At 60.0% G+C, this 25,386-nt stretch carries 23 protein-coding genes, 1 tRNA gene and 1 pseudogene; 9 read left to right on the forward strand and 16 right to left on the reverse strand.

The window, feature by feature from the left end; translation table 11 throughout:
• Nucleotides 1-168: 168 nt before the first annotated feature.
• Both PH551_RS26080 and ampC read right to left on the reverse strand, forming a co-directional pair.
• A complete protein-coding gene (locus tag PH551_RS26080) occupies nt 169-1,149 on the reverse strand; it encodes an NAD-dependent epimerase/dehydratase family protein (RefSeq protein ID WP_285195604.1) in 981 nt (326 codons plus the stop codon).
• A gap of 372 nt (nt 1,150-1,521) precedes the next feature.
• Nucleotides 1,522-2,676, reverse strand: a complete 1,155-nt coding sequence (ampC, locus tag PH551_RS26085) for a class C beta-lactamase (RefSeq protein ID WP_285195605.1) — start codon at nt 2,674-2,676, stop codon at nt 1,522-1,524.
• A gap of 127 nt (nt 2,677-2,803) precedes the next feature.
• Between ampC and PH551_RS26090 the strand changes: the two genes are divergently transcribed.
• The gene (locus PH551_RS26090) at nt 2,804-3,679 is read left to right on the forward strand and encodes a LysR family transcriptional regulator (RefSeq protein ID WP_285195606.1); all 876 of its coding nucleotides are present in this window, start codon (nt 2,804-2,806) and stop codon (nt 3,677-3,679) included.
• A 42-nt stretch (nt 3,680-3,721) separates the two neighbouring features.
• Here the strand turns inward: PH551_RS26090 and PH551_RS26095 are convergent, their stop codons facing one another.
• Together PH551_RS26095 and PH551_RS26100 are read right to left on the reverse strand one after the other, a co-directional pair.
• Nucleotides 3,722-4,711, reverse strand: a complete 990-nt coding sequence (locus tag PH551_RS26095; RefSeq protein ID WP_085779087.1) for a sugar-binding protein — start codon at nt 4,709-4,711, stop codon at nt 3,722-3,724.
• Between the two features lie 48 nt (nt 4,712-4,759).
• A complete protein-coding gene (locus PH551_RS26100; RefSeq protein WP_285195607.1) occupies nt 4,760-5,740 on the reverse strand; it encodes an NAD-dependent epimerase/dehydratase family protein in 981 nt (326 codons plus the stop codon).
• A 306-nt stretch (nt 5,741-6,046) separates the two neighbouring features.
• Between PH551_RS26100 and PH551_RS26105 the strand changes: the two genes are divergently transcribed.
• Entirely contained in the window at nt 6,047-6,724 is a 678-nt protein-coding gene (locus PH551_RS26105; RefSeq protein WP_245362101.1) for an ATP-binding cassette domain-containing protein, read from the forward strand.
• A 34-nt stretch (nt 6,725-6,758) separates the two neighbouring features.
• Entirely contained in the window at nt 6,759-7,757 is a 999-nt protein-coding gene (locus PH551_RS26110) for an ABC transporter permease (RefSeq protein ID WP_085779084.1), read from the forward strand.
• Between the two features lie 91 nt (nt 7,758-7,848).
• On the opposite strand, the gene PH551_RS26115 is transcribed toward PH551_RS26110, so the two are convergent.
• The 4 genes from PH551_RS26115 to PH551_RS26130 all read right to left on the reverse strand — a co-directional run bounded on the left by PH551_RS26115 (nt 7,849) and on the right by PH551_RS26130 (nt 10,034).
• Nucleotides 7,849-8,175, reverse strand: a complete 327-nt coding sequence (locus PH551_RS26115) for a GYD domain-containing protein (RefSeq protein ID WP_085779083.1) — start codon at nt 8,173-8,175, stop codon at nt 7,849-7,851.
• 141 nt (nt 8,176-8,316) lie between these two features.
• A complete protein-coding gene (locus PH551_RS26120) occupies nt 8,317-9,144 on the reverse strand; it encodes a DUF1236 domain-containing protein (RefSeq protein ID WP_285195608.1) in 828 nt (275 codons plus the stop codon).
• A 97-nt stretch (nt 9,145-9,241) separates the two neighbouring features.
• Nucleotides 9,242-9,637, reverse strand: a complete 396-nt coding sequence (locus PH551_RS26125) for a DUF1236 domain-containing protein (protein WP_285195609.1) — start codon at nt 9,635-9,637, stop codon at nt 9,242-9,244.
• A 124-nt stretch (nt 9,638-9,761) separates the two neighbouring features.
• On the reverse strand, nt 9,762-10,034 hold the full coding sequence (locus tag PH551_RS26130; protein WP_085779081.1) for a BON domain-containing protein: 273 nt from the start codon (nt 10,032-10,034) through the stop codon (nt 9,762-9,764).
• 277 nt (nt 10,035-10,311) lie between these two features.
• Between PH551_RS26130 and PH551_RS26135 the strand changes: the two genes are divergently transcribed.
• Nucleotides 10,312-10,593, forward strand: a complete 282-nt coding sequence (locus PH551_RS26135; RefSeq protein WP_285195670.1) for a DUF982 domain-containing protein — start codon at nt 10,312-10,314, stop codon at nt 10,591-10,593.
• 615 nt (nt 10,594-11,208) lie between these two features.
• Here the strand turns inward: PH551_RS26135 and PH551_RS26140 are convergent.
• The 4 genes from PH551_RS26140 to PH551_RS26155 all read right to left on the reverse strand — a co-directional run bounded on the left by PH551_RS26140 (nt 11,209) and on the right by PH551_RS26155 (nt 17,775).
• A complete protein-coding gene (locus PH551_RS26140) occupies nt 11,209-12,579 on the reverse strand; it encodes a peptidoglycan L,D-endopeptidase MepK (protein ID WP_285195610.1) in 1,371 nt (456 codons plus the stop codon).
• A gap of 169 nt (nt 12,580-12,748) precedes the next feature.
• Nucleotides 12,749-14,602 carry an adenylate/guanylate cyclase domain-containing protein gene (locus PH551_RS26145; RefSeq protein ID WP_285195611.1) on the reverse strand — a complete coding sequence of 618 codons (1,854 nt, stop codon included), beginning with the start codon at nt 14,600-14,602 and terminating at the stop codon, nt 12,749-12,751.
• A 310-nt stretch (nt 14,603-14,912) separates the two neighbouring features.
• Nucleotides 14,913-16,895 (reverse strand): acyltransferase family protein, encoded by a 1,983-nt coding sequence (locus tag PH551_RS26150; protein ID WP_285195612.1) that lies wholly within the window; start codon nt 16,893-16,895, stop codon nt 14,913-14,915.
• A 553-nt stretch (nt 16,896-17,448) separates the two neighbouring features.
• Complete coding sequence (locus PH551_RS26155) at nt 17,449-17,775, reverse strand: hypothetical protein (RefSeq protein ID WP_285195613.1); 327 nt, start codon at nt 17,773-17,775, stop codon at nt 17,449-17,451.
• A 590-nt stretch (nt 17,776-18,365) separates the two neighbouring features.
• Between PH551_RS26155 and PH551_RS26160 the strand changes: the two genes are divergently transcribed.
• The 4 genes and pseudogenes from PH551_RS26160 (at nt 18,366) to PH551_RS26175 (ending at nt 19,965) form a co-directional block, all read left to right on the forward strand.
• The gene (locus tag PH551_RS26160) at nt 18,366-18,707 is read left to right on the forward strand and encodes a DUF7338 family protein (protein ID WP_285195614.1); all 342 of its coding nucleotides are present in this window, start codon (nt 18,366-18,368) and stop codon (nt 18,705-18,707) included.
• Nucleotides 18,708-19,033: 326 nt separating this feature from the next.
• Nucleotides 19,034-19,287: pseudogene (locus tag PH551_RS26165) on the forward strand (DUF7940 domain-containing protein).
• Between the two features lie 14 nt (nt 19,288-19,301).
• Nucleotides 19,302-19,577, forward strand: coding sequence for a hypothetical protein (locus tag PH551_RS26170; protein ID WP_285195615.1), 276 nt, complete (start codon nt 19,302-19,304; stop codon nt 19,575-19,577).
• 256 nt (nt 19,578-19,833) lie between these two features.
• A complete protein-coding gene (locus PH551_RS26175) occupies nt 19,834-19,965 on the forward strand; it encodes a hypothetical protein (protein WP_285195616.1) in 132 nt (43 codons plus the stop codon).
• Between the two features lie 135 nt (nt 19,966-20,100).
• On the opposite strand, the gene PH551_RS26180 is transcribed toward PH551_RS26175, so the two are convergent.
• The 4 genes from PH551_RS26180 to xylF form a co-directional block, all read right to left on the reverse strand.
• A tRNA-Arg gene (locus PH551_RS26180) sits at nt 20,101-20,177 on the reverse strand.
• 205 nt (nt 20,178-20,382) lie between these two features.
• Complete coding sequence (locus PH551_RS26185) at nt 20,383-21,165, reverse strand: ATP-binding cassette domain-containing protein (protein WP_088393066.1); 783 nt, start codon at nt 21,163-21,165, stop codon at nt 20,383-20,385.
• 14 nt (nt 21,166-21,179) lie between these two features.
• Nucleotides 21,180-22,493, reverse strand: coding sequence for a sugar ABC transporter permease (locus tag PH551_RS26190; protein ID WP_085779056.1), 1,314 nt, complete (start codon nt 22,491-22,493; stop codon nt 21,180-21,182).
• A 260-nt stretch (nt 22,494-22,753) separates the two neighbouring features.
• Entirely contained in the window at nt 22,754-23,794 is a 1,041-nt protein-coding gene (gene xylF, locus PH551_RS26195; RefSeq protein ID WP_003581351.1) for a D-xylose ABC transporter substrate-binding protein, read from the reverse strand.
• A gap of 273 nt (nt 23,795-24,067) precedes the next feature.
• Between xylF and PH551_RS26200 the strand changes: the two genes are divergently transcribed.
• Entirely contained in the window at nt 24,068-25,291 is a 1,224-nt protein-coding gene (locus PH551_RS26200) for an ROK family transcriptional regulator (RefSeq protein ID WP_285195671.1), read from the forward strand.
• The last annotated feature ends 95 nt before the right edge of the window (nt 25,292-25,386 follow it).

Genomic DNA, 25,386 nt, shown 5'->3' on the forward strand with positions numbered 1-25,386 from the left:
AGGTCGAACGGAATTGGTACCCGCATCGACACACTCTCGATCGCACCCTTGAGCCGTGCGCATCGAGCCTAAATCGAGATCGATCTTCGAAAAGCACGATGCGCCGGTTCAGAATATCGGCGCCCTTCGCGCGTCCGAAAGGCCGCGAGCCGCCCCAAGCCGTCAGCATCAACGATGCGCGCTGCGCAACTGCGATGATTGCTTCTCGGCCTTCATTTTTTCCCTGAACCATTCGAGCGTCCGGGCCACGCCTTGCTCGTAACTGATCTTACACGACCACTCGGGCATGACGTAGTTCGCATTGCTGAGGTCCGGCCGCCGGTTGGTGGGATCCTGCGGGGGTGACGGCTCGAACACGATGGGCGCGCCGCCGACGAGGCGGGAGACAAATTGCGCCACCTCGAGAACCGAAATCTCGCGATCGTTGCCGATATTCAGCGGCCCCTTATAGTCGGTTTGGTTTATCCAGAAATAGCGGGCGAAACCGTCGACGATATCGTCGACATAGCCCCAGCTGCGGGATTGCAGACCGTCGCCGAACACGGTGATCGGGCGGCCCGAAAGCGCCTGGGTGATGAAGTTGGAGACCGCCCGCCCATCGTCGGCGCGGGTTCTCGGGCCATAAATGTTGAAGGGACGGATGACCTTGACGTCGAGGCCCTGGGTGCGCTGCATCTCGAACAGCAGCGATTCCGTGCAGCGCTTGCTCTCGTCGTATGACGAGCGTGGGCCGGTACAGTCGACCTGGCCCTTGTAGGATTCCGGCTGCGGCGAGACGAGCGGATCGCCATAGACTTCGGAAGACGAGGTAAAGCCGAAACGACCCCCCTTTTTCAGGAGATCGAGAAGCCGCATTGCCCCGAGAAGATTGGCGGAAATCGTCCGCTTCGGCTCCTTCATATACCAGGGGGGCGATGCGGGAGAGGCGAGATGGTAGATTTCGTCGAATTTATCGGAAGTCTGCAAGGTTTCGACATCCGATTTCACGAAGTGAAAACGCGGGTCTTTGATGTGTTCGATGTTTTCGAAAAGTCCGGTCCAAAGATTGTCGACAACAACGAGTTTCTGAACGTCAGTCCGAAGCAGAAGTCGATCGCACAGATGCGATCCGATGAAACCAGCTCCGCCCGAAATCAATACAGTTTTCATTTGCATTGCCCCTGATGACTTCAAGAAAGGTAGTTGTCTATTAGCATTCCCTATGAGGACTGGCAATTGCTTCAAGAAATTCTAGGAAATACTCGCGCATTAATCTTAATTATTAATTTGCATTACTCCCGGTAGTAGCGGCGCCCTGTGTACTGGGGGCGAGATTGCGGTCGTTGGACATGCGCCGCAGCCGGCTCGGCCACAGCATGTCCGGTCGCCAAGGGTCTATCACAAGGGCGCGGTCGCGCATCGGGCTAAAGTCGGACTCGAGACGAGCACGTTGATTCAGAGCGTTGCCCTCCGTGTGCTTCAAGGGTCCGACGGGTGAACAGCCGCTTTGGCGTTCGTCAGGCCGATTGCGCCCATTTCCGATCAGTCGGCCGTAAGTGCGGTCAATATTCGATAGGCCGCGGCAATCCGATCCTCGTTGGGATAGTTTTTATTAGCCAGAATTGCGATTCCAAGGCGCTCCTGCGGAATGAAGGCGACATAGGCGCCGAACCCGTTGGTCGAGCCGGTCTTGTTGATCCAGACGTCGTCACGCGGCTTCATCGGCGGCCGCAGTTCAGAAACCGGAATGGTCTTCAGCATCGCGGGCGAATTGCCTTCGAGCAGGCTCGCCAGCGTGGCGGGATAGGCGTATTGCTCCCAGATCAGATCCTGGGTCATCTTCCCGACGTTGAAATATCCGGTATGGGTACTGGTAATCGCTTGCTGCAGTGTTCCGTCGAGCTTGACCAGGCCCATATTGGCGCCGACGAAGCGGATCATGTCGCCGGCCGTCGATCTCACGCCATAGGCTTCCGAGGAGAGCAGGGCCGGCGTCAGCCGCCCCGGCTCGCCATTGCGCTTATAACCTTGAGCATAATCGGCCAGCCGCGATTTCGGCACATTGATATAAGTGCTCTCTAATCCGAGAGCGGCGAACAGCTTGCCTTCCATAAGGGCGGCGAAATCGCCGCCCATGGCCTTCGCGGTGATATAGCCGAGCATGCCGATGCTCGGATTGGCGTAACTTCTCTGCGTCCCCGCCGCATAAGAGGGCTGCCAGGCGGCGAAATAGGAAAGCAGCTGCTTTTCGGTCTTGACGTCTTCGGGCAGCTGCAGCGGAAATCCGCCGGCGGCATGGGTAGCGAGATTGATAAGCACGACATCGCCGAACGGCTTGCCCTTCATCGCCGGCAGATATGTACTCACCTTGCGGTCAAGCGAAAACCCGCCCTTCGCGTCAGCGTAAGATGCCAGCGTCGCAGTGAAAGTCTTGCTGATCGATCCGAGTTCGAACAGCGTCGTCGGCGCCACCGGCCGGCCGGTCTCCTTCGATTCGACGCCATAAGTGAAGACGTGTTGCTCTCCATCGACGGTGATGCCGACGGCAATGCCCGGGATGGCGTTCTTCTCCATGACCGGCTTGATCGCAGCGTCGGCGATCGCCCTCACTTTCGCGGCATCGGCGGCAAAGCCGCTTGCGCAAGTGAATGCCGAGATCGAAGCGGCCGATAAAATTCCCATCCCCACATTCTTCATATCAATCATCTCCAAATCGCCAGGTCGATGCAGCGCAAAAAATGCGCCGAGGAGGGGATTAGCTGCCCTGTTTTATGACCGCAAACGATGATATCTCGCAACAGCCACAAGAATTTCTAGGGCTCACATGGTTCGGCAATTCCTTCCCCTGAACGGCCTCAGGGCTTTCGAAGCCTCCGCGCGGCATCTGAGCTTCACCCGCGCTGCAATCGAGCTCTGCGTCACCCAGGCGGCCGTCAGCCAGCAGGTCAAGGGCCTGGAGAAGCGGTTGGGGGTGGCGCTGTTCCAGCGCCTTCCCCGCGGCTTGAAGATCACCGCGGAAGGCGAAGCGCTGCTGCCGACGGTCACCGCCTCCTTCGACCAGATGGCGACGACGCTCGACAGGATTGAGGCCGGGCAGGTGCGCGAACTCATGTTCCTCGGTGTCGTCGGAACCTTCGCCGTCGGCTGGCTCCTGCCGCGGCTTGCGGACTTCCAGCGCCGGCATCCCTTCATCGATCTGCGCATTTCCACCAACAACAACCGCGTCGATCCGGCGGCGGAAGGGCTCGATTTCGCCATCCGCTTCGGCAGCGGCTCATGGCACGGCACTGAGGCGCAGCGCCTGTTCGAAGCGCCGCTTTCGCCTCTTTGCACCCCGAAACTGGCCGATGATATCCGATCACCGGCAGACCTTGCCGGAGCGACGCTGCTTCGCAGCTACCGCACGGATGAGTGGAGCACCTGGTTTCAGGCCGCGGGCATCCAGCCGGCCGCCCAGGTCAATGCCGGCATCGTCTTCGATTCCTCCGTCGGCATGATGGAGGCGGCCCTCCAGGGGCTTGGCGTGGCGCTCGCCCCGCCCTCGATGTTTTCAAGGCACCTCTGCTCGGGCGCGATCGTGCAGCCTTTCGCCACCGCCATCTCGCTCGGAAGCTATTGGCTGACGCGCCTGCAGTCGCGGCCGGTCACGGCGGCCATGCGCGCTTTTTCCGACTGGATCTTTTCGGAGATCGAAAGGTAGTCCAGGGGAGCGCCCACCGGAATGGGCGCTCCGAACGCGGCGTCATTTCTGGATGCAGGTGTCGACCGTATCCTTGGTGCACTCGTCCAGCCCGGTAAAGACCGGATCATCGACCTTCTTGCCCGAGATCAGGTCCATCATCACAGTCGGCGCCTTGTAGCCCATTTCGAAAGGCCGCTGGCCGACGAGCGCGGTTACCAGGCCCTCCTTGGCGATCGCCACTTCGTCGCCGATGGTGTCGGCGGCGCCGATGACGAACTCGTTCTTGGCGATCTTGTCGGCCATCGGCTTGAACAGGTCGCGATAGGGCTGCGGAGCGCCGAACAGCGGCCAGCCGCCCATGATACCGAAGGCGTCGAGGTCGGGATTGGCGGCGAGGATGTCGGTCATCGCCTGCACGCCCTTGGCGCCGTCGTCATTGGTAAAGACCGGGCAGCCCGCCACCTCGGTCCAGCCACCTTCACCCTTAAGGGCGTCGAGTCCCTTCTTGCCGCTCAACGTGTCACGCATGCCCTGGGCGCGGCGCAGGATGTTGTCGGCGCCGGGATTGCCTTCGATGGTGCAGATCTTGCCGCCCTTCGGCTTGGCCTTCTTGATGTATTCGCCGATCCGCGCCCCCATCAGATAGTTGTCGGTGCCGAGATAGGTCTTGCGCAGCGCGGAATCTTCCGCGGCAAGATCGGCATCAAGGGTCATGACGGGCACGCTCGGATTGGCGGTCTTCAGCGTCTGGGCGATCAGCTTGGCGTTGGAGGGCGAAATGGCGATTGCCGCCGTATCGGCCTTGCCGAGCATGTCCTGGACAATCTGCGCCTCGCCGGCTTCATCCGAGGTCGATGCCGGGCCGGTATAGAAGCATTCATATTCGGCCGAAGCGTTTTCCTTGTTCCACTTCTGGCAACCCTGGTTGATCGCTTCGAAGAACGGGTTGTCGAGGCCCTTGACGACAATGACCAGCTGCTTCTTGGCGGCAAGGGCCTGACCGGCCGTCAACGCCAGGACTGCAGCTGTAAGCAATAATGCCTTCCTCATAGCTTCCTCCCATTAAAAAGGACGGGCGCTTCTGCACCCGCCGCGTTATCAACCTGGATACCAGACGACCCGAGGCTCCTCCTTCGAACGCTGGTAGTCCCAAGCCGAATTGATCAGCTTTTCCAGATCGTAGACCGGCTTCCAGTCCAGCAGATATCTGGCCTTGCTGTTGTCCATCCAGTTCGAGTGATATTCGCTCGGAATGTCGATGGAGCCGAGCCCGCGCGTGCGGGCGAGATAGGCGGCGACCTCGCCGTAATCGACCGGCCGATCCATCGCGATGTTGAAAAGCTGCCCCACGGCGCGCGGATTGTCGATCGCCGCCAGAATCGCTGAGACGAGATCGTCGACATGGACGAAATTGCGCTTCAGCGGCCGCCCGTCGGCATCGCGCAGCAGCGGCACAGTGCCGTCGCGCGCGTAACGCGCCGCATCGGCCGGCGGCACCAGGCTCTTCCAGTCCGGCCCGCCGAAGACATCGTCGCCGAAGGAGAGCGTATATCTGAAATCGTCCTTCTCCATGATCCAGGGCGCCCGCAGGCAGCAGCTGTTGATGCCATATTGGATGGCGAACTGCTCGAGCATCACCTCTTCCAGCACCTTGGAGAGCGCGTAGCAGCCGGGATAGGCGCGATGCGGCGTCTTTTCGGTCACCGGCCCGTCGTGACGATAGAAGAAATGGCCGATGCCGGCATCGCCGCCGATGAGGATGAACTGCTTCGCCGTCGGGCTGGTGCGGAAGGCCTCGAGCAGCCAGAACAGGCCCTTGACGGTAACATCCATCACATCGTCGGGCGTCTCCTTGCAGGTGGCGAGATGCAGCACATGGGTGACATCCGCCATTGCCGCTGTCACGACGGCGCTGTCGGCGATCGAGCCTTTGATGACCTCGATACGATCGGTTTCTTCAAGCACACGATTGTGACACAGCGCGCGGATGCGCGCTTTGGAAAATCTTGGCTCGTCAAGCAGCTCAGTTATGAAGCGCCGCCCGACCTTGCCCGTAGCCCCGGTGACAAGGATCAGCATGCTCTCTCTCCCAGCAACAGCTAATATCTACCCGTTTCCGGCGTCAATCTGTATTTGCGCGGCGAAGTAGATTTTTGCTTTGGCAGGCGCTTGGCGCGGACAATTGATTGACCATTCTTCAGGCTTTTGCATAAATGAGCATAATCGCTTTCTGGGAGGAGATCGGCAAAGCGAGATCGAGGCGTCTGGCGGCCAGCAGGTCGGGACGGCAGGTCTGCGGCATCAGGGGAGGGTGGTCGGCTGGTAGCGGTTCTCGAGCTCACCAATATTTCTAAGCATTTCGGCGCCATCCAGGCGGTGAACGATGTGTCGTTTACGCTCGAAGCCGGCCAGGTCGTCGGTCTGATGGGCGACAACGGCGCGGGAAAGAGCACGCTGGTCAAGATGATCGCCGGCAACTTTCGGCCGAGCGAGGGCACGATGCGGCTCGACGGCAAGGAGATCGTCATGCACCGGCCGGTCGAGGCGCGCCAGCATGGCATCGAGATCGTCCATCAGGATCTGGCGCTCTGCAACAATCTGACGGCCGCCGCCAATGTCTTCCTCGGCCGGGAGCTCCGCCGCGGCATCGGTCCGTTCCGCGTGCTCGATTACAAGACGATGTACAGGCGCGCCGGCGAGATCTTCAAGGAGCTGAAATCGGAAACCCGCCCGCGTGACCTCGTCAAGCAGATGTCGGGCGGCCAGCGGCAGGCGGTGGCGATCGGCCGCACCATGCTGTCGGAAGCGAAGATCGTGCTGATGGACGAGCCAACCGCTGCGATTTCGGTCCGCCAGGTGGCGGAGGTCTTGAACCTGATCCGCGAGCTGCGTGATCGCGGGATCGCGGTCGTGCTGATCAGTCACCGCATGCCCGACGTCTTTACCGTCGCCGATCGGGTGATCGTCATGCGCCGCGGCCGGAAAGTCGCCGACAAATCGATTGCGGCGAGCTCGCCGGAGGAAGTGACGGGTCTCATAACAGGCGCCATCGAACAGGTTTGAGCGGCGTGGAACTGGGCAGAAAAGAAGGTCAGCAATGGCAGTTACCCTCGATCAGACGATTGCGCAGAGAGAGCGAAGCCGGCTATCGGAGTTCGTCGGCAGTCAGACCTTCTGGGTGCTGATCGCCGTCATCCTCGCCTGCCTCTTCCTGTCCTTTGCCACGGATTCCTTTGCGACGGCGAAGAACCTTTACAACATCACCCGCAACGTCACCTTCGTCGCCATCATCGCGCTCGGCATGACGCTGGTCATCATCACCGGCGGCATCGACCTCTCCGTCGGCTCGGTGCTCTGCCTCTGCAGCATGGTGCTGGCTGTCACCATGCATGCCGGTTACGGCATCGAAATCGGCATAGCGGCCGCAATCGGCACGGCACTTGTCGTCGGCGCTTTCAATGGCGTCATGATCGCCTATCTCGATTTCCCGCCCTTCGTGGTGACGCTTGGCATGCTGTCGGTGGCGCGCAGCCTCGCCATGGTCGCCTCCAACAACACCGTCGTTTTCCAGTTCGGTCCCGATCACGACAAGCTCCTGGCGCTCGGCGGCGGCGCCTGGTTTCTCGGCATCGCCAATCCTGTCCTCTACATGATCATTCTGGCGCTTCTGACCGGCTTCGTGCTGCGCTGGACGCGGTTCGGCCGCTATATCTTCGCCATCGGCGGCAATGAACACGCCGCGACACTGACCGGCGTTCCGGTGCGTCGCATCAAGGTCGCCGTCTACATGATCTCGGCGCTGTCGGCCGGCATTGCCGGCATCGTCCAGACCGGCTGGCTCGGCGCCGTCACCACCAATATCGGGGCCGGCATGGAACTGCAGGTCATCGCCGCCGCCGTCATTGGCGGCGCCAATCTCGCCGGCGGCGTCGGCACCGCCTTCGGCGCCCTGGTCGGTGCGGCTCTGATCGAAGTGATCCGCAACAGCCTCGGTCTGCTCGGCATCAACGCCTTCTGGCAGGGGACTTTTATCGGCGGCGCGATCGTGCTGGCGGTGCTGTTCGATCGGATCCGGAATTTCCGGCAGAGCGAATAGGCTGCGGTTCTTCGACAGCAGCATGCGTAAACAATGAACTGAAGCGCGAGCGGATCCGAAAGGCCTCGGCGCGCTTTGATGCTACCGCAACCTAGGCTGCCGGCGGGCGGTATCGGATCGACTTCGCTCTTTCCAGGGCCTGGATCGTGTCCTCGACTTCGAGCAGCACGGTGGTCTCGATCGAGCTGAGCGCGCCGCCGGCGCCGATCGCAAGCGTGACGGCCGCCATCGATACGTTGTCGGGCGCCTCCCACAAATTCCATCCGTCATGCTCGCCAAAGGCATACCAGAACCCATGGAGTTTGCCGCCTACGGATTCGATGTAGCTGCGTGCCGCCTCGCGGCGATCCTCAGGCTTTTCGATCATGCGCGCCCAGGTTTCGGGCGTATAGCTGAAGCGTGTGAGATACATGGCCATGGTCTGCTTCCTCCGCCAGAGCGATAGAGTAGACGCTCAAGCCGGAAGGAAGGCCAGTCACTCAATGTGCGTATTGGATGGAGGGTGTCGGTGGGCCGCCCGGCGGCGAAAAAGACGCCGCCGGAACCTGCGTGTCAGGCCTTAGGCCTCAATGATATAGACGATCGTCAGCGCATCGGGATCGACGATGACGATCCGGCCATCCGCAAGGATGAAGAAGCGATAGCCTTCATACTGCGGAACGATCTTGACGATGCGCTGCGGCAATGGTTCGAGCCGCACCTTCTTCGGGATTTTCACCCCGACGGAGACCGTGAAGTCCACTTCCTTCACCGGTGCGACATGGACCTCCTTCACCACCGAACGAATTTCAGTCTGCTGTTCGACCGAGATGTTGACGTTGGTGGTGTTCGAAGTCTGCTTGTTCGTCGTCGTGTTGTTGTTGACGTTGGTTTCCGACGAGCTCTTGTTTGTCGTCGTCGCATTCTGATCAGTCGACTGCTTGGTCGCGTCGCCGCTCTGCGTAGTGCTGCCTTTTGTGCCTGTGGTGGCCGAGCCGCTGGTATCGGTCGTGCCGGATTTGGCGGCGGGCTTCTGTTCGGTGGTGGTGGCGCCGCTGGCGTCCGGCGATGCGGGCTTGGTTTCCGTCGAAGCCTTGCCCGAGGTGCTTCCGCTCGTCGAACCGTTGTCGTTGGAAGGCTGTTCAGCGCTCTTTTTCATGTCGGAGCCCTGGCCGGACTTCTGCTGCGTCGTCTGGCCCTTGCCCTGCGGGCAGCCCCCGGAAGCATCGGGGGTGCAGTCGGTCTTGCCGGCCCCGGATTGCGAACCGGAATCCGTGCTCTGAGAACCGGACTGGGTCTGGCCGCTGCTCTTTGTGCTGTCCTGCTGGGCCGCGGCCGGCAGTGTCGCAAGCGGCGATACGCCGAGCGACAGCGCTGCCAGAAGCATGGTGAGATGGTTGCTTTTCATGATCATTCTCCGAAGTTCGAACAGGCGGTGCCGCCCGCATTCTCATGCGTGACATGCGCGCCCTGATTGTTGGAATGGCGGCTTTGCCGCCCGTCTGTCACTTGATGGCCTGGATGACCGTCCGCGAGGAAGGTTCGACGATCACACGCTGATCGTTGACGATCGCATAGGCATATTTCGGATCGTCGGGCATTGGCGTCACGGCGACCGTCTCCGGCAGGGGCTGCCCGACGACGACCTTCTCCTTCACCACGACGCGTTCAGCCGGGGCGGGAGCCTGCTCGACATAGGTCACCACCTTTGGCGGCGGCGGATCGATGACGCTGCCTGCGACGCCGCCGACGATGCCGCCGACAGCAGCACCTACCGGGCCGCCGACGATCGCACCCGTCGCGGCGCCACCGACCGCACCTGTGACCGTCGACTGCTGCGCAAAGGCAGACGTCGATGCCAACAGGAGACCAGCGGCAATTCCTACTGCTTTGATATTCATCAATTTTCCTCCTTTTATGCGGTTGGTTCCGCTGGCGTACCAACCGGATAATGGAGGAACGGTTCCGGAGTTAGGACTTGAGGCCGGGGCTTAGCCGACCTTGGTCCCAGCCGCCCACCCCTCGCTACTGCGTGGAGAAACGGCTCAGCATCCGGTCGTGGACATTCTCCTCACCGACGATCATCGCCGCAAGCGCGATGGCTTTGTCGCGGTCGGCGGGCTTGGTAATATAGCCTTCAAGCAGCACGACAGGACCGAGCATCCTGACCTCGATAGCGCTGCTGTCGATGTCGGGATCAGCGGAAAGGGCTGCTTCGATTGTGGCGACGGTTGCTGCCGAACTGTGGCCTTGCGAAAAGCGCTCTTCGTGGTTGTTGTTATCGGGGCCGAACTTCATCTCCTCCTCCCGTTCCGCCCCTCCACGGACCTACAGGTTACATGACTCTGTTATATGAACAGCCGCCGCCGCCCTTCCAGTCCGACTTAGGTCCGGCTTTTCCCCTGCATCACCTGCCTTAGATGCTTCCCGTCCGATTGAAGGGACATCTCAGGAAGGTTTTGGTCTGTCGCGAAACACCGTCGAGACCTCCTGCCGAAGCGCCAACCTGCCGAACCCGGCGCCTGCGTTTCAGCGGATGGGGAAGGCTTCTTGTGAGGTGAAGGAACGAATGGCAATACAGACGGTCGGAATTGTAGACTGGCACACAAGCGAAGACTTCGCGCCTCTGATGCTTGTGATGGGCGGTCAGGAAAAACACAGGCTGGTCCGGTCGCTCGGTGAGGTCGCAGGCGCGCTTGTCGCCGCCTGGCCGACGGATGACGGCCGGGACTATATAGCGGCTGTAAAGACCTGCCTTGACGCGATCCAAGGCAATATTTCGCCCGATATGGCGCGCGCCGCCCTCATTCGCGCCGCGGAGGAAGCCGGAATACGGGTGATCGCGGTTGTTCACTGAGACAGTGAGATGAGCCGGTGGCATGTGCACAATGCCGTTCGGGCCGCACGAAATGCTGGCGCCGCCGGCGATCATCGATTTACGCGTTGCCTTGCCGCTGTTCGCAATCGGATCTCAGAAAAGTCTCGAGGTAGTGTGGATCGCGCAGAGCATAGGGGTGCGCGCGGAGACAGGAGAGGCTCCCTCTGCGCGATCCGAAGCAAGAAACGCCGGCGGGCCGCAAGAGTTTCCGTACGATGCCGTACAGAGCAAAGTACTTCAGCAAAAAAAGCCCCGCTGGATTGCGGGGCTGTGAAGAGTTGGAAAGGACAAATGCGAAGTCGACTGAGCGACGATCACATCCACACTCTTAACTCACCGGCATTGAAGAAGTTCCTACGACTTATGATCTTGTTGATGCGGCTCAGAAGCGCTGAGCGAGTGATGATATATTTAAAACCTTGCGTTGATATTCTAATCGCTCTGTCGATCCGATCGGGAACGGAGAGAAGAGCATCTCTGCTATTTCAGTGTCGCCATTAGCTCTGCGCCATTGTACCCACAGCACCGGAGCAATTCTCTGACGCAAGCTTAGAAACGACTTCTGGCCCCTATGCATCTATCGTTTTTCGGTGGTCAACCCTCCGGGAGCGACGAAAACCGGCTGGCGTCGAACGGACCTGTGGCGGCGACCGGAACGGTGTTCTCGTCTGAAGCCGCGACATTCGCCTCGCGATGGACCGTGCGTGGGGAAAGGCGAGGCGCGCTCAATCCGATCGCCGCGCCGGGAGAATGCAGCGCCCATTGCATCAGCGCCGCTTCTGACGTCGATCCAAGGAAATCTGCTTCTTCCCAGGAAGCGGTCATCGGCAGGGAGGCGATCATGTCGGCGCCCTGCCTGGAGGTCTGCTGTGCAGCAACGACGGGATGGAAACGCGCGTGAGCCGGCAATGCGGGCAGGCGTCTCTCCGGAAGTGCTGCAATCGGGCCGATCGAGGCAGTCACCAGCCTGTCGTCCGCGCCCGCGTCCTGCGCCAGGGCGAGGGGGCGCATCGCCGGTATCGGAATCGGGAGAGATGAAAGATCGGGAGCGGAGCCTTTGTCATCTCGCTCGACCGTGCCGGTCTGCTGCGCCAGCGCGTTCAAGGCCCGGCTTTTCGGCGTCGGCAGCAGCGCGGTTACCAGCTTGCTGTCTGTGGCGCCGCCGCTTGGCGTGGTGGAGGCTCCCGCGTCTTCGTCTTCTCCGGCGGTGCTGGCGATCTCGATCGAGGTGGAGCTGACGCGTTTCCTGTAGTTCGCAACCGCCTGATTATATCCCGGCAGCGGCCGCCCATCGGCCGGAAGATGCATCGTTTTCCCGTTCGGGAATATGCGCGCGAGTTCCTGCCGGGACATGCGGGGCCACGCCCGGACATTGCCGACGTCGAGATGCACGAAGGGGGAACCCGAGGTCGGATAATAGCCGACACCGCCGACCTGCATCTGCATGGCAATGGCACGCAGCGTCGCAAGCTTCACGCCAGGAACGTAGAAATCCATCGCCTTGCCCAGCATGTGCTGGCTCTTTTTGGCGACGCCAGTGCTGCGCGAACGGTTGCGCAGCATGTTGTTGGTGGCAGGGGAACGATAGGCGGAGACGACGTGGATATAATCCTTGCCGCCGCTCTTCTTATACACCTCCCAGACCAGGTCGAGCAGCCGCGGATCCATCCGGGTCGGCTCATTCCTGCGCCAGTCGCGCAGAAACCGGTTGATTTGGGCAAGGCCCCTGGAATCGAACTTTCCATCCCGCTTGTAGGTGATCGTGGCCCTCTCGCCCGTGTGGGTGAAGAAAAGCTTCAGCGCCCGATCTTCCGCCGAGGCAAGGGATGCAGAACCGGCAAGTGCCGGCAGCGCAAACAAGCCCGGCAGAATGGTCTGCGCTGCAAAGCGTTTTGCACGTGAGAGCAGAGTGGCAATTCCGCCCAAGGCTCCGCCCGACAAACCTTGCAGTGAATACTTCAACACGAACAAACCCGTCTCACACCAAACACTCGACGACGGGCGGGAAATGCCGCATCCATCCGGCTCAGTAAAGCCAGCTTATGGTCAACAAATTGCTAACAGACGGATGCGCGAGCCCAGCAAATTGAGGATGCAAGATCCATGTTCCTGAAGTCTGAATACCATCGACAGCCTATTGCGGCGGAAGGCCGGCGCGCGCGAGATCTGCTGCGGCGCGATCCATAATGGAAGGATCTCGGAAGTTCCAGGTCTGCCGCCACGACTGGATGGTCGCAGTCGGAGCTGACTTGAGCATCTTCTCGACGGCAGCTCGGGCGTCTGCCTCGCGTCCAAGACGCACATAGGCGATGGCCAGTTGCAATGGTGCGTCGGCGAAATCTGTTGTCTTCAGAACCTCAACTGCGTCCTCATTTTTGCCAAGCACGATGTAGATAAAACCTCGCACATAGTTGAAAAACCAAGATAGGGCAGGGTCCCGCGCGGCCGCAGCGTCGGTCAGCTCCAGCGCCTTTTCGGGTTGACCGGCTTGTAGAAAGATACTTCCTGCGTCGGTAAGCGTGAACGCATTATAGGGTGCGGCCGCGATGGCCTTGTTCATTGCCGCAACAGCGCCATCATGGTCCCTTCTAAGGGTCAGGAGCCAAGCGTTGAGCCAGTTTGCCAGTCTTGCTACTTGCGGGCTTAGATTCTTGTCTGCGAGGGCCTGATTGACCAGTCGCTCCGCCTCCCGAAGATCATCCTGCGGGTCCGGACTGTAGAGCAGCGCAGCGTTCAGCCAGTGAGACCATCCCAATTCGACGGTCAAAAGAGGGGAGCCAGGGAATGCCTGCAGCCCCTGTCGTGAAATCTCACCTGATCGTTCGAGACCTTCCTTCGTGTAGAGGTTCAACTGGCTTTCCGCCCGCAAGTAGTAATCGTATTCAGCGAGATTGGTGCTATCCTTACCCCAGGCCAGACTGTAGTCCGCTTTGCGAATGGCTCCGAATTCGCCCGTCATCGCCCCCACGATCTTGCCGGTCAACTCATCCTGAAGCGCCCATGGGTCAGCTCCCGTTTTGTCGAAGCGGTCCGCCCAGACATGGTCTCCGGTTTTGGTGTTGATGAGCTGTGCAACGATGCGCACTCTATCGCCTTCCTTGCGTACGCTGCCCTCGACAACATAGCCGACGCCAAGTTCCTTGCCGATCTGGCGGATGTCGCCTTGCTTACCCTCGTACGCAAACGACGAAGTTCGCGAGACGACCGCAATGTCAGAAAAGCGCGAGAGGATCGCGATGACGTCGTTCGCCAGCCCTTCTCCCATGTACCCCAGGCTCTTGTCGGCACTGAGATCAGCGAAGGGCAATACGGCGACAGAAGGAATCGTGCGAGGGCCTGCAGGAGAGGTCGTGGTCAGCGGGTTCTGTAACGCCATCCATACGGCCACCAAGGCGACGATGGTTGCCGCGGCTCCAATGGCCCACCATCGTCGGCCGATCCTGCGCTTGTGACGAATGCGTCGGCGTGGCGCGGCGTCGATACGCACCTGGTAGACATCGACAAGCTCCTCGATGTTCTTGACCTTCTGCCGCCCGATGGAATCGAAGGTAAATGCAAGTTTGTTCTCGACCTCCTTCGCCACCTTGCCGGAAACGCAGATCCCGGCCGGTGGCGCGAGTTGCTCCAGCCTGGCCGCGACGTTGACGCCTTCGCCATAGCGGTCGTCGCCGTCCACGATCACTTCGCCGATGTTGATACCAATGCGGACATCGAACCTGTCCTCCTCAGGAACAGAGGCGTTGCGCTCGGTCATCCCGCGCTGCAGAGACACGGCACATTCCACGGCGTCGACCACGCTGCCGAATTCCGCGAGGAGGCCGTCGCCCATGAGCTTGAAGATGCGCCCATGATGCTGCGCAATCTCGGGTTCAAAAAGTTCGGTGCGGCGCGCTCGAAGACGGTCAAATGTGCCCGCTTCGTCTTGTTCCATAAGGGCGGAGTATCCGACCACATCGGCGGCTAGAATTGCAGATAATCTGCGCTCCATGTCTCAGTCCCCCGACATGAATTCTCCCCAGACATTATACACGACTTTGCCGCATGTTTCAGTGATGTCTAATAAAGCATCCGTCGGAGCATTCGGCCGGTGGTGCCCGATGCCGCTGCGGCTTTAAAGCCGGAAAGGAACGGACCACTATCGGATCGGAGATCACCCGAATGTACGCCGCTCGATCGAGTTCAGCGACCTCTGCCATTGAAATGGGGAGTGGAACGCGCTCATCGTCTGTTTCCAGTTAATGCGCGATCAGAACAACGCATTGAGACGATGGGAGCCGTCGTTTCCGGCGTATGACCGCCTAATTTGATGGAGAAGCGGAAGAGGCGGGACCAGCGTTCGGCTCAGAACTTGCCGTTCGTTCGGCCTGCCCCGCGTGCGGCGGTACCAGGAAATCGAGGAGACCGTCGCTCCGCAGGTCAGCGGTTTTCTTTTCCAGAATGTCGGAAATCAACGTCGTCAGAAATTCGGCTGTCATATGGTTCCAGTCTGTGATGAATGGAACACCCCTGCTGCTGGTGAGGCATTTCTCCTTGTCGTAATCGCAGTGAAGCTTGACGATATCCACGTAGGTGAACGGAAGACCGGAGGGGAAAAAGGGCAGTTGCTCTAAAGGCTGGTTGGCCGGCGGATAGCTCGCCGATCGCAGGCAGATAGAGGCATCGGATTTTCTCTGAAACATCAGCCCCAGGCACGAGTGCAATTCGTCAAGCTGGAAATAATTTCCGAACACGAAAACGCGCGCATTATCCGAGTGGCTTTTCATCCAGGAAATAAGCTCGAACCTGAACGGGTTGACGGTGTATTCGAAAGGCCGAAGGCTCGTGAGGAAGATCGCTTTCGTTCGGCTGAGCAATGATTTGTCGTTGATATATTTTTCAAAGGGAATGCAGTATTTGTCGTAAATGCTGGCGCGCGACGGGGCCTTCACACTATCGTTCTTGATCTCCACCATGCAGTTCAAATAGCTGAGCGCCACGACTTGATACCGATCGGTATCGACGTAATTTTTCAGCGCAATCGACCAATTTCTGGCGTGCGAGTCCCCAATGATGAAGATAACGGGCTTCTCAGCTTGAATGTTGTCGTTCAAGCTTAGAAAAGTGCTTTCGAGCCGTGCTTCGTTCGCCTGCGCGACAGGTGAATAGACTTCATCCAGCCTATGAGGAAAACCGGCCATCGTGATTGCTGAAAGGACAGCAGCTGCGATGGCTGCAACGGATGAGCTCAGGGTGATCCAGAGAGCGCGGCTTCTCCTGGTGTGGCGAAGCGGCTTTTCAATGACGACAAAGCTGACGACTGAGACCAGCACCGTCACTGCGATGGCGAGAAACTTGTCGCCATTGCCGAAATCCAAACTTGTCAGCCGCCAGAAGGCGAAGACCGGATAATGCCACAAATACAAGGAGTAGGACACCAACCCGGTGAGCGCCGCGGGCCGAGAAGCCAGCAGGCGCCCGGCTGCGTTCTCACGGCTGGCGAATGCGAGCACAAGGCAGGTCCCGACGACGGGGATCACAGTGACCCGGCCAGGGTGAACCGTATCCTTTCCAAACAAGATGAGTGAACCAAAAACGAGGATAAGCCCGGCCGCCGCGAGCAACGGCTGGGGGCGAGGCCGTCCACGCCTGAGCTCGTAATAGGCGAGCAGTGTTCCGGCCAGCAGTTCCCAGGCCCGGGTGAGCGGCGAATAGAAGGCCTGCTGCGGATCGTGCCGTACCGTGACGAAACAGAACACGAAGCTGAGGGCTGCCGCCACCAACACGCATGGCAAAAAGTTCGATTTCAAGTATCGGCGCACGATCAGCAACAAGATCGGAAAGGCGATATAAAACTGCTCTTCGACGCTCAACGACCAGGTGTGCAGAAAAGGCTTGAGAAGGGTGCTGGGCTCTCCGTACTGGGCCGCAGTAAAATAAAAATAGATATTCGATCCAAACAGGAGCGAAGAACCTACGGAGTTGGCGTAGTCCGTGAGTTCCAACGGCAATAAAAAGTAATAGGCGAAAGGCATCGTCGCGAAAATGACTGCGAACAACGCAGGCAGAATTCGGCGCGCACGCCGGGCATAGAATTTAAGGAAATCGATACGCCCCGTCGCTTCGATCTCCGTCAGCAAAATCTGGGAAATCAGGAAGCCGCTGATCACAAAAAATACATCGACGCCGATATACCCACCCGAAAGCAGCGTGTGGCCAGCCACCGTGAACTCGGCGTGATAAAGTATAACCGCGATCACCGATATGGCCCTGAGGCCATCAATCTCTGGTCTGTAAGCCTTCAATGCCCGCGGCCTTCATATCGAGAGCGTACTTGGTCATGCGCAAGATTGGCGCTTTTGGGGCTGCCTAACACAGAGATCTCGGAGGGAGAACAGTACGGCCCGATAAAAGATTTGCGGGCGGGGTCGATTTCAGTCGTTATTTTATGTGCTGTTGTAAATCAGCATTCAGGGGGCTCATTTGTTTTCCCGGTCGACCCGCGCCAGCGGCGATGGAGTCTCTTACTTGAAAAGCGTGGCGGTCGCCGCCTGTTTTCAAGAAGTGCCGCGACGGTATACCTCCGGCGCGGCGCGGGGAATTGTGGGGATTGAAAGCCTTGGCGATCACGAATAACGTCAACGAAATTGAGGGTGAATTCACACTTCCAATCCCCGCCGGGAGGTAAATGGCGTGTTTCTGGAGCAGGCGTCGCACTGTTTTCGGGAGATCGTTTTCCAAGGATTCGCGGACATCTGGACGGGCTTGAGGCCCTGGCCGACCGGTCGCGTCGTCCGGTGCGCATGCAATTCAATTGCCGGAGCCAGTTACGGCGATGGTCGGCTTTAAACAATACCCTCAGAAGTTCGGGCTTTCCTCATAGCCTTCCAACTCAGGGCATCCCCTGATGTTGCCGAAACCGATCGTTCGCCGGTCGCCCGATTCATCCAGGCCTCTGAGCACGATGATATTCTCATCCTGCTGTATGATCTCGCTGCGATAGATGCCGGCCCGAAGCGCACGGTTTTTCGCCTGACTTATATTGCATTGCCCGGGCGGCGGGGTGACATGCCAATATCTCGTGCCTTGCCCATCCGACTGCCATCCGCCGGAAGCGGCAAATCCCGACGCGCTGGATAGCAGCATGGCAGACGACAATATCAGGCTGGCTAGAACCGGTTTCATGTAATCTCCGTAGGCCGTGGCGTTTCCGGGATCGCCACCGTCCATTTGTCCCTGTTGCAACGGACAAACCGTGTTTCGAATAGTGTCGCTATGGTAGGTGATTTACGCTAACACCGTGCTAACGCCGACTGCGGCCGCTGTTCGCCGATATTGAAAATAACGAGCGGATCGTAGCCGGAAATCAGAAAACGACTTGCCCGAAGTGCTCAGCATCGAGGCGCAACAAACGGGAGCCTTGTCTCTGGGTTCGCATCGACAGCCAGGGCGTCCAGTTCAACTGCCATCACTGCGGCTTCCAAGGAGGCGACTATTTTTGACGAACAAGCTATGGGGTTCACGTCGCAGCAGATCGACGGGTTCTTCTCGGCAGCGGCTTCTCTCTAACGGTCAGGGGTCAAATAGCCGGCGTGTATACCGTATCGAATGGCTATCAAAAAAGCGCCCCCGATGCCGACGGCGAGGAGAACTGCCATACGTGCTTCGGCCTTCAGCAATTTTAACTCCACAAAAAAACGAGGAAGGAGGCCTTCCGCGTGTTTTGGAATGAACACTTTCGGTTTTGAGCGCGGGCTTAACGTAGGGGTGAGGCCATGAGCAAGCCAATTCTCCGCTACATCGCCTATCTGCCGGTAAATCTGGCGCTGGTGGGGCTGGCTTATCTCCTGTCGTCATTCCTGGCGGCCTGGTCGATGAAGCACGGCCCAGTTCTTCCCGGCCGCTGGCGCTGGTTCTCGACGCTGAACGCCGATCTGGACGGCGTTGAGGACACTGCTTCTGCCTTCACCGTCAAGCGCAACATTCCGCTGCTCTTTGGCTTCTACCTTCCTGAAACATATCGCCCGTCAGTATCGGGTAAGGGCATACTTGCGTGGATGGCAGACGTTAACAATCTCCGTGTGAGGACGATACGGCGGGCGGTACTCCACCAATAGCTCACCGCACTCGTAAAAGGTCTTCCTGACATATGCCTTTTTGGGGTGGTAAACGACATGGCGCGTAGCCGGTGGAGGGCGATAGCCCTCGATCATGTCAGCTGCAAAAACGGGCTGGCACAGGATAGCTGTGGCACTGACAGCTAGCGAAACGGCTAGTGCTCGAAACATATTTCCCTCCTTGATGGTGTTGAGGAGATATGGCGAAGGGCGAAGATGTCGAGTCTTGGCTACCGCACCTCCATGACATCATTTGATGCGCCGCCACGCTAAAACGCCAAGCCGCCTCCGGGCGGCATTTTCACACTAAAATCGGAGAACTCCCCATGCTCGTCCATAACTGGCGCGAGGTGCTTAAACGCGCCTGGTCGGTGCGCCTGCTTGCCTTTCTGCTCTTCATCATAGCTGTCGAGCCCGTCTATCTGTTCTTCGCTGCGGAATGGGTGGCGAAGGGCTTCTATGTCGGGCTCGGGATGTCGGCGCTTACCGGCATCATCGACGCCGCAGCCCTCGTGGCGCGGTTCTCGTTCAACAGAGACTCTCAGGGGATTTGAATGGCAAACCGCCTTCAGAAGGGTAGCCGGAAACGCCTTCGTGGTGGGCGTCAGGGCATGGGATGATACGGCAAAAGCCTTCGACATCTGGAACCTCGGTAACTGCGTCTCCCAGATTTCCGACTGGATAGGAACGACAAATCCATGGACCGCCCTTAGTGCCGCCACCACCTATTGCGCCGACGCGGATCTGGTCATCATCGACCTGACGATCAACAACGCGCTGTTATCGCCGTCATCCTATAACACCACCTATCCCACGCAGATGCAGTCCATCATCAACGCGGCCAAGGAGGAGGCGCCGACGTATTGCTGATGACCGGCAACCCGTCGCGCATCGACGTCATCGCCGACTCCCTGCAGCAGCAATTCCGCCAGGCGCTGCGGACCATTGCCACGACAAACGATCTGCCCATGATACCATCCCAACGAACTGCAATACACCGATCTGGGTAGCTTTGTAGCAAGCTCACTAAAGACTTGGGCTGTTTAGGGTACGCGGCAAGCGTTCCCACACCCTGCGGCAAACATGGCATGGCCTTCCCCCGAAAGACGAGAAATGACCACATCGAATGACGACATCATGCGCGCCCTTGTCGCCGGAGATCTGCGATACCGAGCTCGACGACGAAAACGACGAGGACGGCGGCGACACCGAGCCAAACGGGGATGAAGTCGACAGTAATTTCACCGAGGATGGATAAAAAACTTGAAGGCGCTGCTAGGCGTCGTCCATTGACGTCTAAAGACTTCCTATCGCCATTGGGGGAAAGAACGAGGGAACGACAAATTCCCCGCGAGGATTTGTTCTGAAGAACAGTAGGTTAGACCTATGGAAATGGCGCACCCGACAGGATTCGAACCTGTGACCTTTGGAATCGGAATCCAACACTCTATCCAGCTGAGCTACGGGTGCATGCCTGAGGCGGTTTGAATCGCCTGTCCGATGGGTGGTTCTTAGCCTAGCTTGCGGCCGGCTTCAATCGCGAAATTCTCGGAAATACCGATGCTTGCGATTTGACGGGCGTTTTTATCCGTCAGCCTGGGGAATGCCACATAAAAAACTCCGCCGGTCTTGCGAGCGGCGGAGCTTGGTTATCCAGGGCAGGGCGCTGGTGGCGTCAGATCTGCATGGCGCCGGGGCCGGGGATGGCTTTTGGGGGCACCTTGCCGAGGATGATCATGCCGAGCACCTCGTCCTTGGTCACATCCTCGGTGCGGGCGTGGCCCACCACCTGGCCGTTCTTCATCACCGAGACGCGGTCGGCGAGGTCGAAGACGTCGTGGATGTCGTGGCTGATGAGGAAGATGCCGATGCCTTCTTTCTTCAGCTGCTTGATCAGCTCGCCCACCTGCGCCGTCTCCTGGGGGCCGAGGGCCGCCGTCGGCTCGTCCATGATCAGGATGCGGGCGTTGAAGAGGATGGCGCGGGCGATCGCCACCGATTGCCGCTGGCCGCCCGAAAGCGCCTTCACCGGCTCCTTGAAGCGCTTGAAGTTGGGGTTCAACCGCCCCATCACCTGGCGGGCCGAGGCTTCCATCGCCACGTCGTCGAGCGTGCCCCAGCGGGTCTTCAGCTCGCGGCCGAGATAGAGGTTGGCGGCGGCGTCGACATTATCGGCCACGGCAAGCGTCTGGTAGATCGTCTCGATGCCGTATTTCTTGGCATCGCGCGGATTGCGGATCTCGGCCGGCTCGCCATTGATCAGGATCTCGCCGCCATCGCGCTTGTAGGCGCCGGAGAGAATCTTGATCAGCGTCGATTTTCCGGCGCCGTTGTGGCCGAGCAGGGCCACCACTTCGCCGGGGTAGAGATCGACCGAGGCGTTGTCCACGGCGTGGATGCCGCCGAAGGAGATCGAGATGTTTTTCAGTTCCACGAGGGGAGTGCGTTGATCAGCCATATCTGGAGCTCCTCTCACTTGGCACGGGCGCGGTAGACGGTGTCGAGCCAGACCGCCACGACAAGGACGGTGCCGACGACGACGCTCTGCAGCGGCGTGTCGACATGCGCCAGCACCATGCCGGATTGCAGAGACTGCATGACGAGCGCACCGAGCATGGCGCCGGCGATGGTGCCGGTGCCGCCTGCGAGCGACGTCCCGCCGATCACGGCGGCGGCGATGGTGTAGAGCTCGTCGAGCGTGCCTTGCGAGTTCGTCGCCGCATTGAGGCGGGCGGTGGAAATCGCCGCCGCAATGGCTGCGAGCACGCCCATCAGCGCGAAGATGCGCACCGTCACCCAACGTGTCTTGATGCCGGCGAGTTCGGCCGCTTCCGGGTTGCCGCCGATCGCGAAGACATAGCGGCCGAAGCGCAGGCGGGTGGCGATGAAGGTCATGATGATGCCGACGACGATGGCGATCAGCACCGGCACGGCGATGCCGTAGGGAATGTCGAGGCCGGTTTCCGGCCAGGGGATATTGTTGGTCTCGGCATATTTCTTGGCGATGTTAACGGGCCAGTAATAGCTGTTGGCGATCGAGACGGCGCCGAGGATCAGCACGCAGCTCAAGGTCGCCAGGAAATATTCCGCCCAGATCGGCCGGCGCGGAAAGCCGAAGCGGCGGCGCTGATGGCGCGAGCCGATGATGCTGGCGATGACGAAGAGGCAGGCGGCGATGCCGACGACCCAGCTCCAGGTGGCGCCGATCGAGCCCTCCGCGCCCCCGCCCATGATGCGGAAGGTCTGGTCCATGGGGGCAACCGTCTGGCCGCTGGTGACGAGCCAGGTCGCGCCGCGCCAGACGAGCAGGCCGCCGAGGGTGACGATGAAGGAGGGAACGTTGAGGAAGGCGATGATCATGCCCTGAAAGGTGCCGATCAGGCCGCCGGCGATGATGCCGATCAGCAGCGTGATCACCCAGGTGAAGGGGCTGTCGAAGCCGATATATTCCGGCAGGATCTTCGCCTGCGTCACGCCCATGATCATGCCGCAGAGGCCGAGCACGGAACCGACGGAAAGGTCGATGTTGCGGGTGACGATGATCAGCACCATGCCCGTCGTCATGATCGCGATGTCGGTCGTCTGGACCGAGAGGTTCCAGAGATTGCGCGGGGTCAGGAACAGGCCGCCGGTGATGATGTGGAAACCGATCCAGATGATGACGAGCGCGCCGATCATGCCGAGCAGGCGGGTGTCGATCTCGGTCGCGCGGAAGAAGCGGGTCACCGGATTGGCTTCCGCCGTTCGCGGCCCGCTTGAAGTCGTTGATTTTAGCATGTCGGCCATGGGTTTGCCGTTCCCCCATTCTTGTTTAGACGGGCGCCTGCGTGCTGGAGCTTGGCCAAAGGCGTCATTCGTCTGTCTTCAACTGACCACCGCGATGCTTCCGGAAGCCGGTCGCGTGGCGTCGCGACGCTCTTCCGGCAGGGAATGCAAGTCTGCGATGGTGTGGCGAGGCGGAGAAAACTTCGTCTGGGAATTCCCGTCCGCATCCGGCGCCGCAGCGGTCTTCGCTGCGGCGCCGGTCATTCTAGTTCAAAGCTGGCTTACTTGCAGGCGGCAACCGTGCCGGCCTTGACGCCCTGGCAGGCTTCAGCCTTGGAAATCCAGCCGGCGTCGATGACGACGTTCAGATTGTCCTTGGTGATCGCAAGCGGCTTCAGGAAGACCGACTGCATTTCCACGCCCTTCGGTCCGCCCTTGAAGGCCTGGGCGCCGTCGATCTTGCTCATGTCCTTGCCGCCGGCGAGGTCGAGAGCGATTTCAGCGGCGCGCTTGCCGAGTTCGCGGCTGTCCTTCCAGACGGAAACCGTCTGCGTGCCGAGCGCGATGCGGTTCAGCGCCGCCTTGTCGCCGTCCTGGCCGGAAACCGGAACGGAGCCGGCGAGGCCCTGGGCGTCGAGCGCTGCGATCGCGCCGCCGGCCGTGCCGTCGTTGGAGGCGACGACGGCGTCAACCTTGTTGTTGTTGGCGGTCAGGAACTGCTCCATGTTGCGCTGAGCATTCTCCGGCAGCCAGCCGTCGGTATAGGCTTCGCCGACATTCTTGATCTTGCCGGCGTCGATCGCAGCCTTCAGCACTTCCTGCTGGCCCGAGAACAGGAAGTCGGCGTTCGGGTCGGAAGAAGAGCCCTTGATGAAGACGTAGTTGCCTTCCGGCTTGGCCTTAAAGACGCCCTCAGCCTGCAGGCGGCCGACTTCCTTGTTATCAAACGTGATGTAGAAGGCAGCCGGGTTTTCGATCAGGCGGTCGTAGCCGACGACCGGAATGCCTTCGGCAGCGGCCTTTTCGATCGCCGGGCCGATAGCGTCGGAGTCCTGGGCGAGAATGATCAGCGCGTTGGCGCCCTGCGAGATCAGCGATTCGACGTCGGTCAGCTGCTTGGCGGCAGAGGACTGCGCGTCAGCGGAAATATACTTGGCGCCCTTGGCTTCCAGAGCCTTCTTGATGGCGGCTTCGTCGGTCTTCCAGCGCTCCTCCTGGAAATTCGACCAGGAAACGCCGACGACGAGATCAGCAGCCATGGCGGCGGTATGCACGGAAACGAGAATGGCAGCCCCTGCCATGAGTTTCAAAATAGACTTCATAAATTGTCCTCCCGAGTGAGTTGCGACCGGCCCAGCCCATGCTTCCTCCGGCCACCGCGAAAGCTGTCGAGATTTTTTTCTCGACAGTCGAGAAATTAACTGTCAGAGATTTTTTCAACTGTCAACTCTGCATCGCCGGCTTAATTCGCTTGCGCAAGAGCGGCCGCAGATGCAGGGGAAGGTGAGGGCGATGAAGGCATGATGCCGAAAACCGTGAGCGGTTTTTCGGGAAACATCATGCTCTCACGAAAGCAGGAGGAGAGGGCGGCATCCATGCTGACCAAGTCGAGCACGGAGCTGGTCCGGCAGAGAAACAGCGTGCTCGTGCTGTCCGTGCTGCGGCGCCACGGTGCGCTCGCCCATACCGAAATATCCGATTTCACCGGCCTTTCCTCGGCCACCATTTCGGCGATAACAGCCGATCTGGAACGCGCTCAGATCATCGAAAAATCCGAGCAGCAGGCGGCAAGCGGCCGCGGCCGGCCGCGTGTGCTTTTGCGCCAGCGGCGCGATTGCGGCTATCTGATCGTCGTCATCATCTCCTCGGATGCCGTGCAATATTCGCTTGTGGATTATGCAGGCAAGCTGATCGACCGTTTCAGCGATGAGCGCTCGCGTGATCCGTCCGGTGCCGCCCGGTTCGTCGCCGGGGTGCAGGCCGGGCTCTTGCGCATTCTTGATCGCTCGAGGATTTCGCAGGAAAGGGTGCTGCTGATCTCGATCAGTTCCAAGGGGCTGGTCCATTCCACCGAGCCGGTGCTTCTGTGGTCGCCGATCTTCGGCAGCGACCAGATCGATTTCGAATCGGCGCTGCGGCCCGCCTGGCAGGCGAAGGTCATTCTCGACAACGAGACGCTGCTCGTCGCCGCCGCGCTCGGCGCCCGTGAGGAGATCGCCAAGGGCGCTGATTTCCGTTCGCTCGCCGCACTTTCGCTCGGCCACAGCATCGGGCTCGGAATCGTCCGGCGCGGCGGCCAGGCCGGCCAGGAGATCTCCGCCCCCAATTTCGGCCACATGCTGCATATGGCGGGTGGCGGTCTCTGCCGTTGCGGCACTCGCGGCTGCATCGAAGCCTATGCCGGCTTCTACGCTATCCTGCGCAGCGCCTTCGAAGTGCCGCTCGATACGATCCCGGCCAAATTCGTGCCGGTCGCCGAACTCGACAAGATCGCCGCCCGCGCCCGCCAGGGCCACCGCACCTCCGCCTTCGCCTTCCGCCAGGCGGGGCTCGCGCTCGGCAACGGCCTGTCGCGCATGCTCAGCCTGACCGAACGCATGCCGATCGCCATCACCGGCCCCGGCACCCGCTATTACGACCTGCTGCGGCAGGGCATCGAAGAGGGCCTCGGCCAGTCGCATATCGTGCGCATGGAAGGCATGCCCGAAATCCGCGTCGTCCCCGACGAACCCATCCTCGTCTTCGAAGGCCACCTCAACCGGGCGCTCTCTGTGATCGACCAGGACATCGTGCTGTCGGGGGGGCAGGGGACGGATTGAGATGGCTTGCGGTGCAGCCCCCTCATGCGCCCTACGGGCACCTTCCCGCTGGGGGGAAGAGGGAATCGAGAGCTTGCGGCATATCCCTTCTCCCC

It is taken from the genome of Rhizobium atlanticum (assembly GCF_030182485.1).
Lineage (GTDB): Bacteria > Pseudomonadota > Alphaproteobacteria > Rhizobiales > Rhizobiaceae > Rhizobium.

Excerpts from the sequence above, each read along its gene's own strand:
- PH551_RS26080 (WP_285195604.1), bottom strand. The coding sequence starts at position 1,149 with ATGAAAACTGTATTGATTTCGGGCGGAGCTGGTTTCATCGGATCGCAT.
- PH551_RS26190 (WP_085779056.1), bottom strand. The coding sequence starts at position 22,493 with ATGGCCGACATGCTAAAATCAACGACTTCAAGCGGGCCGCGAACGGCG.
- PH551_RS26090 (WP_285195606.1), top strand. The coding sequence starts at position 2,804 with ATGGTTCGGCAATTCCTTCCCCTGAACGGCCTCAGGGCTTTCGAAGCC.
- PH551_RS26145 (WP_285195611.1), bottom strand. The coding sequence starts at position 14,602 with ATGGAGCGCAGATTATCTGCAATTCTAGCCGCCGATGTGGTCGGATAC.
- PH551_RS26095 (WP_085779087.1), bottom strand. The coding sequence starts at position 4,711 with ATGAGGAAGGCATTATTGCTTACAGCTGCAGTCCTGGCGTTGACGGCC.
- PH551_RS26160 (WP_285195614.1), top strand. The coding sequence starts at position 18,366 with ATGAGCAAGCCAATTCTCCGCTACATCGCCTATCTGCCGGTAAATCTG.
- PH551_RS26125 (WP_285195609.1), bottom strand. The coding sequence starts at position 9,637 with ATGAATATCAAAGCAGTAGGAATTGCCGCTGGTCTCCTGTTGGCATCG.
- PH551_RS26110 (WP_085779084.1), top strand. The coding sequence starts at position 6,759 with ATGGCAGTTACCCTCGATCAGACGATTGCGCAGAGAGAGCGAAGCCGG.
- PH551_RS26130 (WP_085779081.1), bottom strand. The coding sequence starts at position 10,034 with ATGAAGTTCGGCCCCGATAACAACAACCACGAAGAGCGCTTTTCGCAA.
- xylF (WP_003581351.1), bottom strand. The coding sequence starts at position 23,794 with ATGAAGTCTATTTTGAAACTCATGGCAGGGGCTGCCATTCTCGTTTCC.
- PH551_RS26100 (WP_285195607.1), bottom strand. The coding sequence starts at position 5,740 with ATGCTGATCCTTGTCACCGGGGCTACGGGCAAGGTCGGGCGGCGCTTC.
- PH551_RS26175 (WP_285195616.1), top strand. The coding sequence starts at position 19,834 with ATGACGACATCATGCGCGCCCTTGTCGCCGGAGATCTGCGATACCGAG.
- PH551_RS26120 (WP_285195608.1), bottom strand. The coding sequence starts at position 9,144 with ATGAAAAGCAACCATCTCACCATGCTTCTGGCAGCGCTGTCGCTCGGC.
- PH551_RS26155 (WP_285195613.1), bottom strand. The coding sequence starts at position 17,775 with ATGAAACCGGTTCTAGCCAGCCTGATATTGTCGTCTGCCATGCTGCTA.
- PH551_RS26200 (WP_285195671.1), top strand. The coding sequence starts at position 24,068 with ATGCTGACCAAGTCGAGCACGGAGCTGGTCCGGCAGAGAAACAGCGTG.
- PH551_RS26185 (WP_088393066.1), bottom strand. The coding sequence starts at position 21,165 with ATGGCTGATCAACGCACTCCCCTCGTGGAACTGAAAAACATCTCGATC.
- PH551_RS26115 (WP_085779083.1), bottom strand. The coding sequence starts at position 8,175 with ATGGCCATGTATCTCACACGCTTCAGCTATACGCCCGAAACCTGGGCG.
- ampC (WP_285195605.1), bottom strand. The coding sequence starts at position 2,676 with ATGAAGAATGTGGGGATGGGAATTTTATCGGCCGCTTCGATCTCGGCA.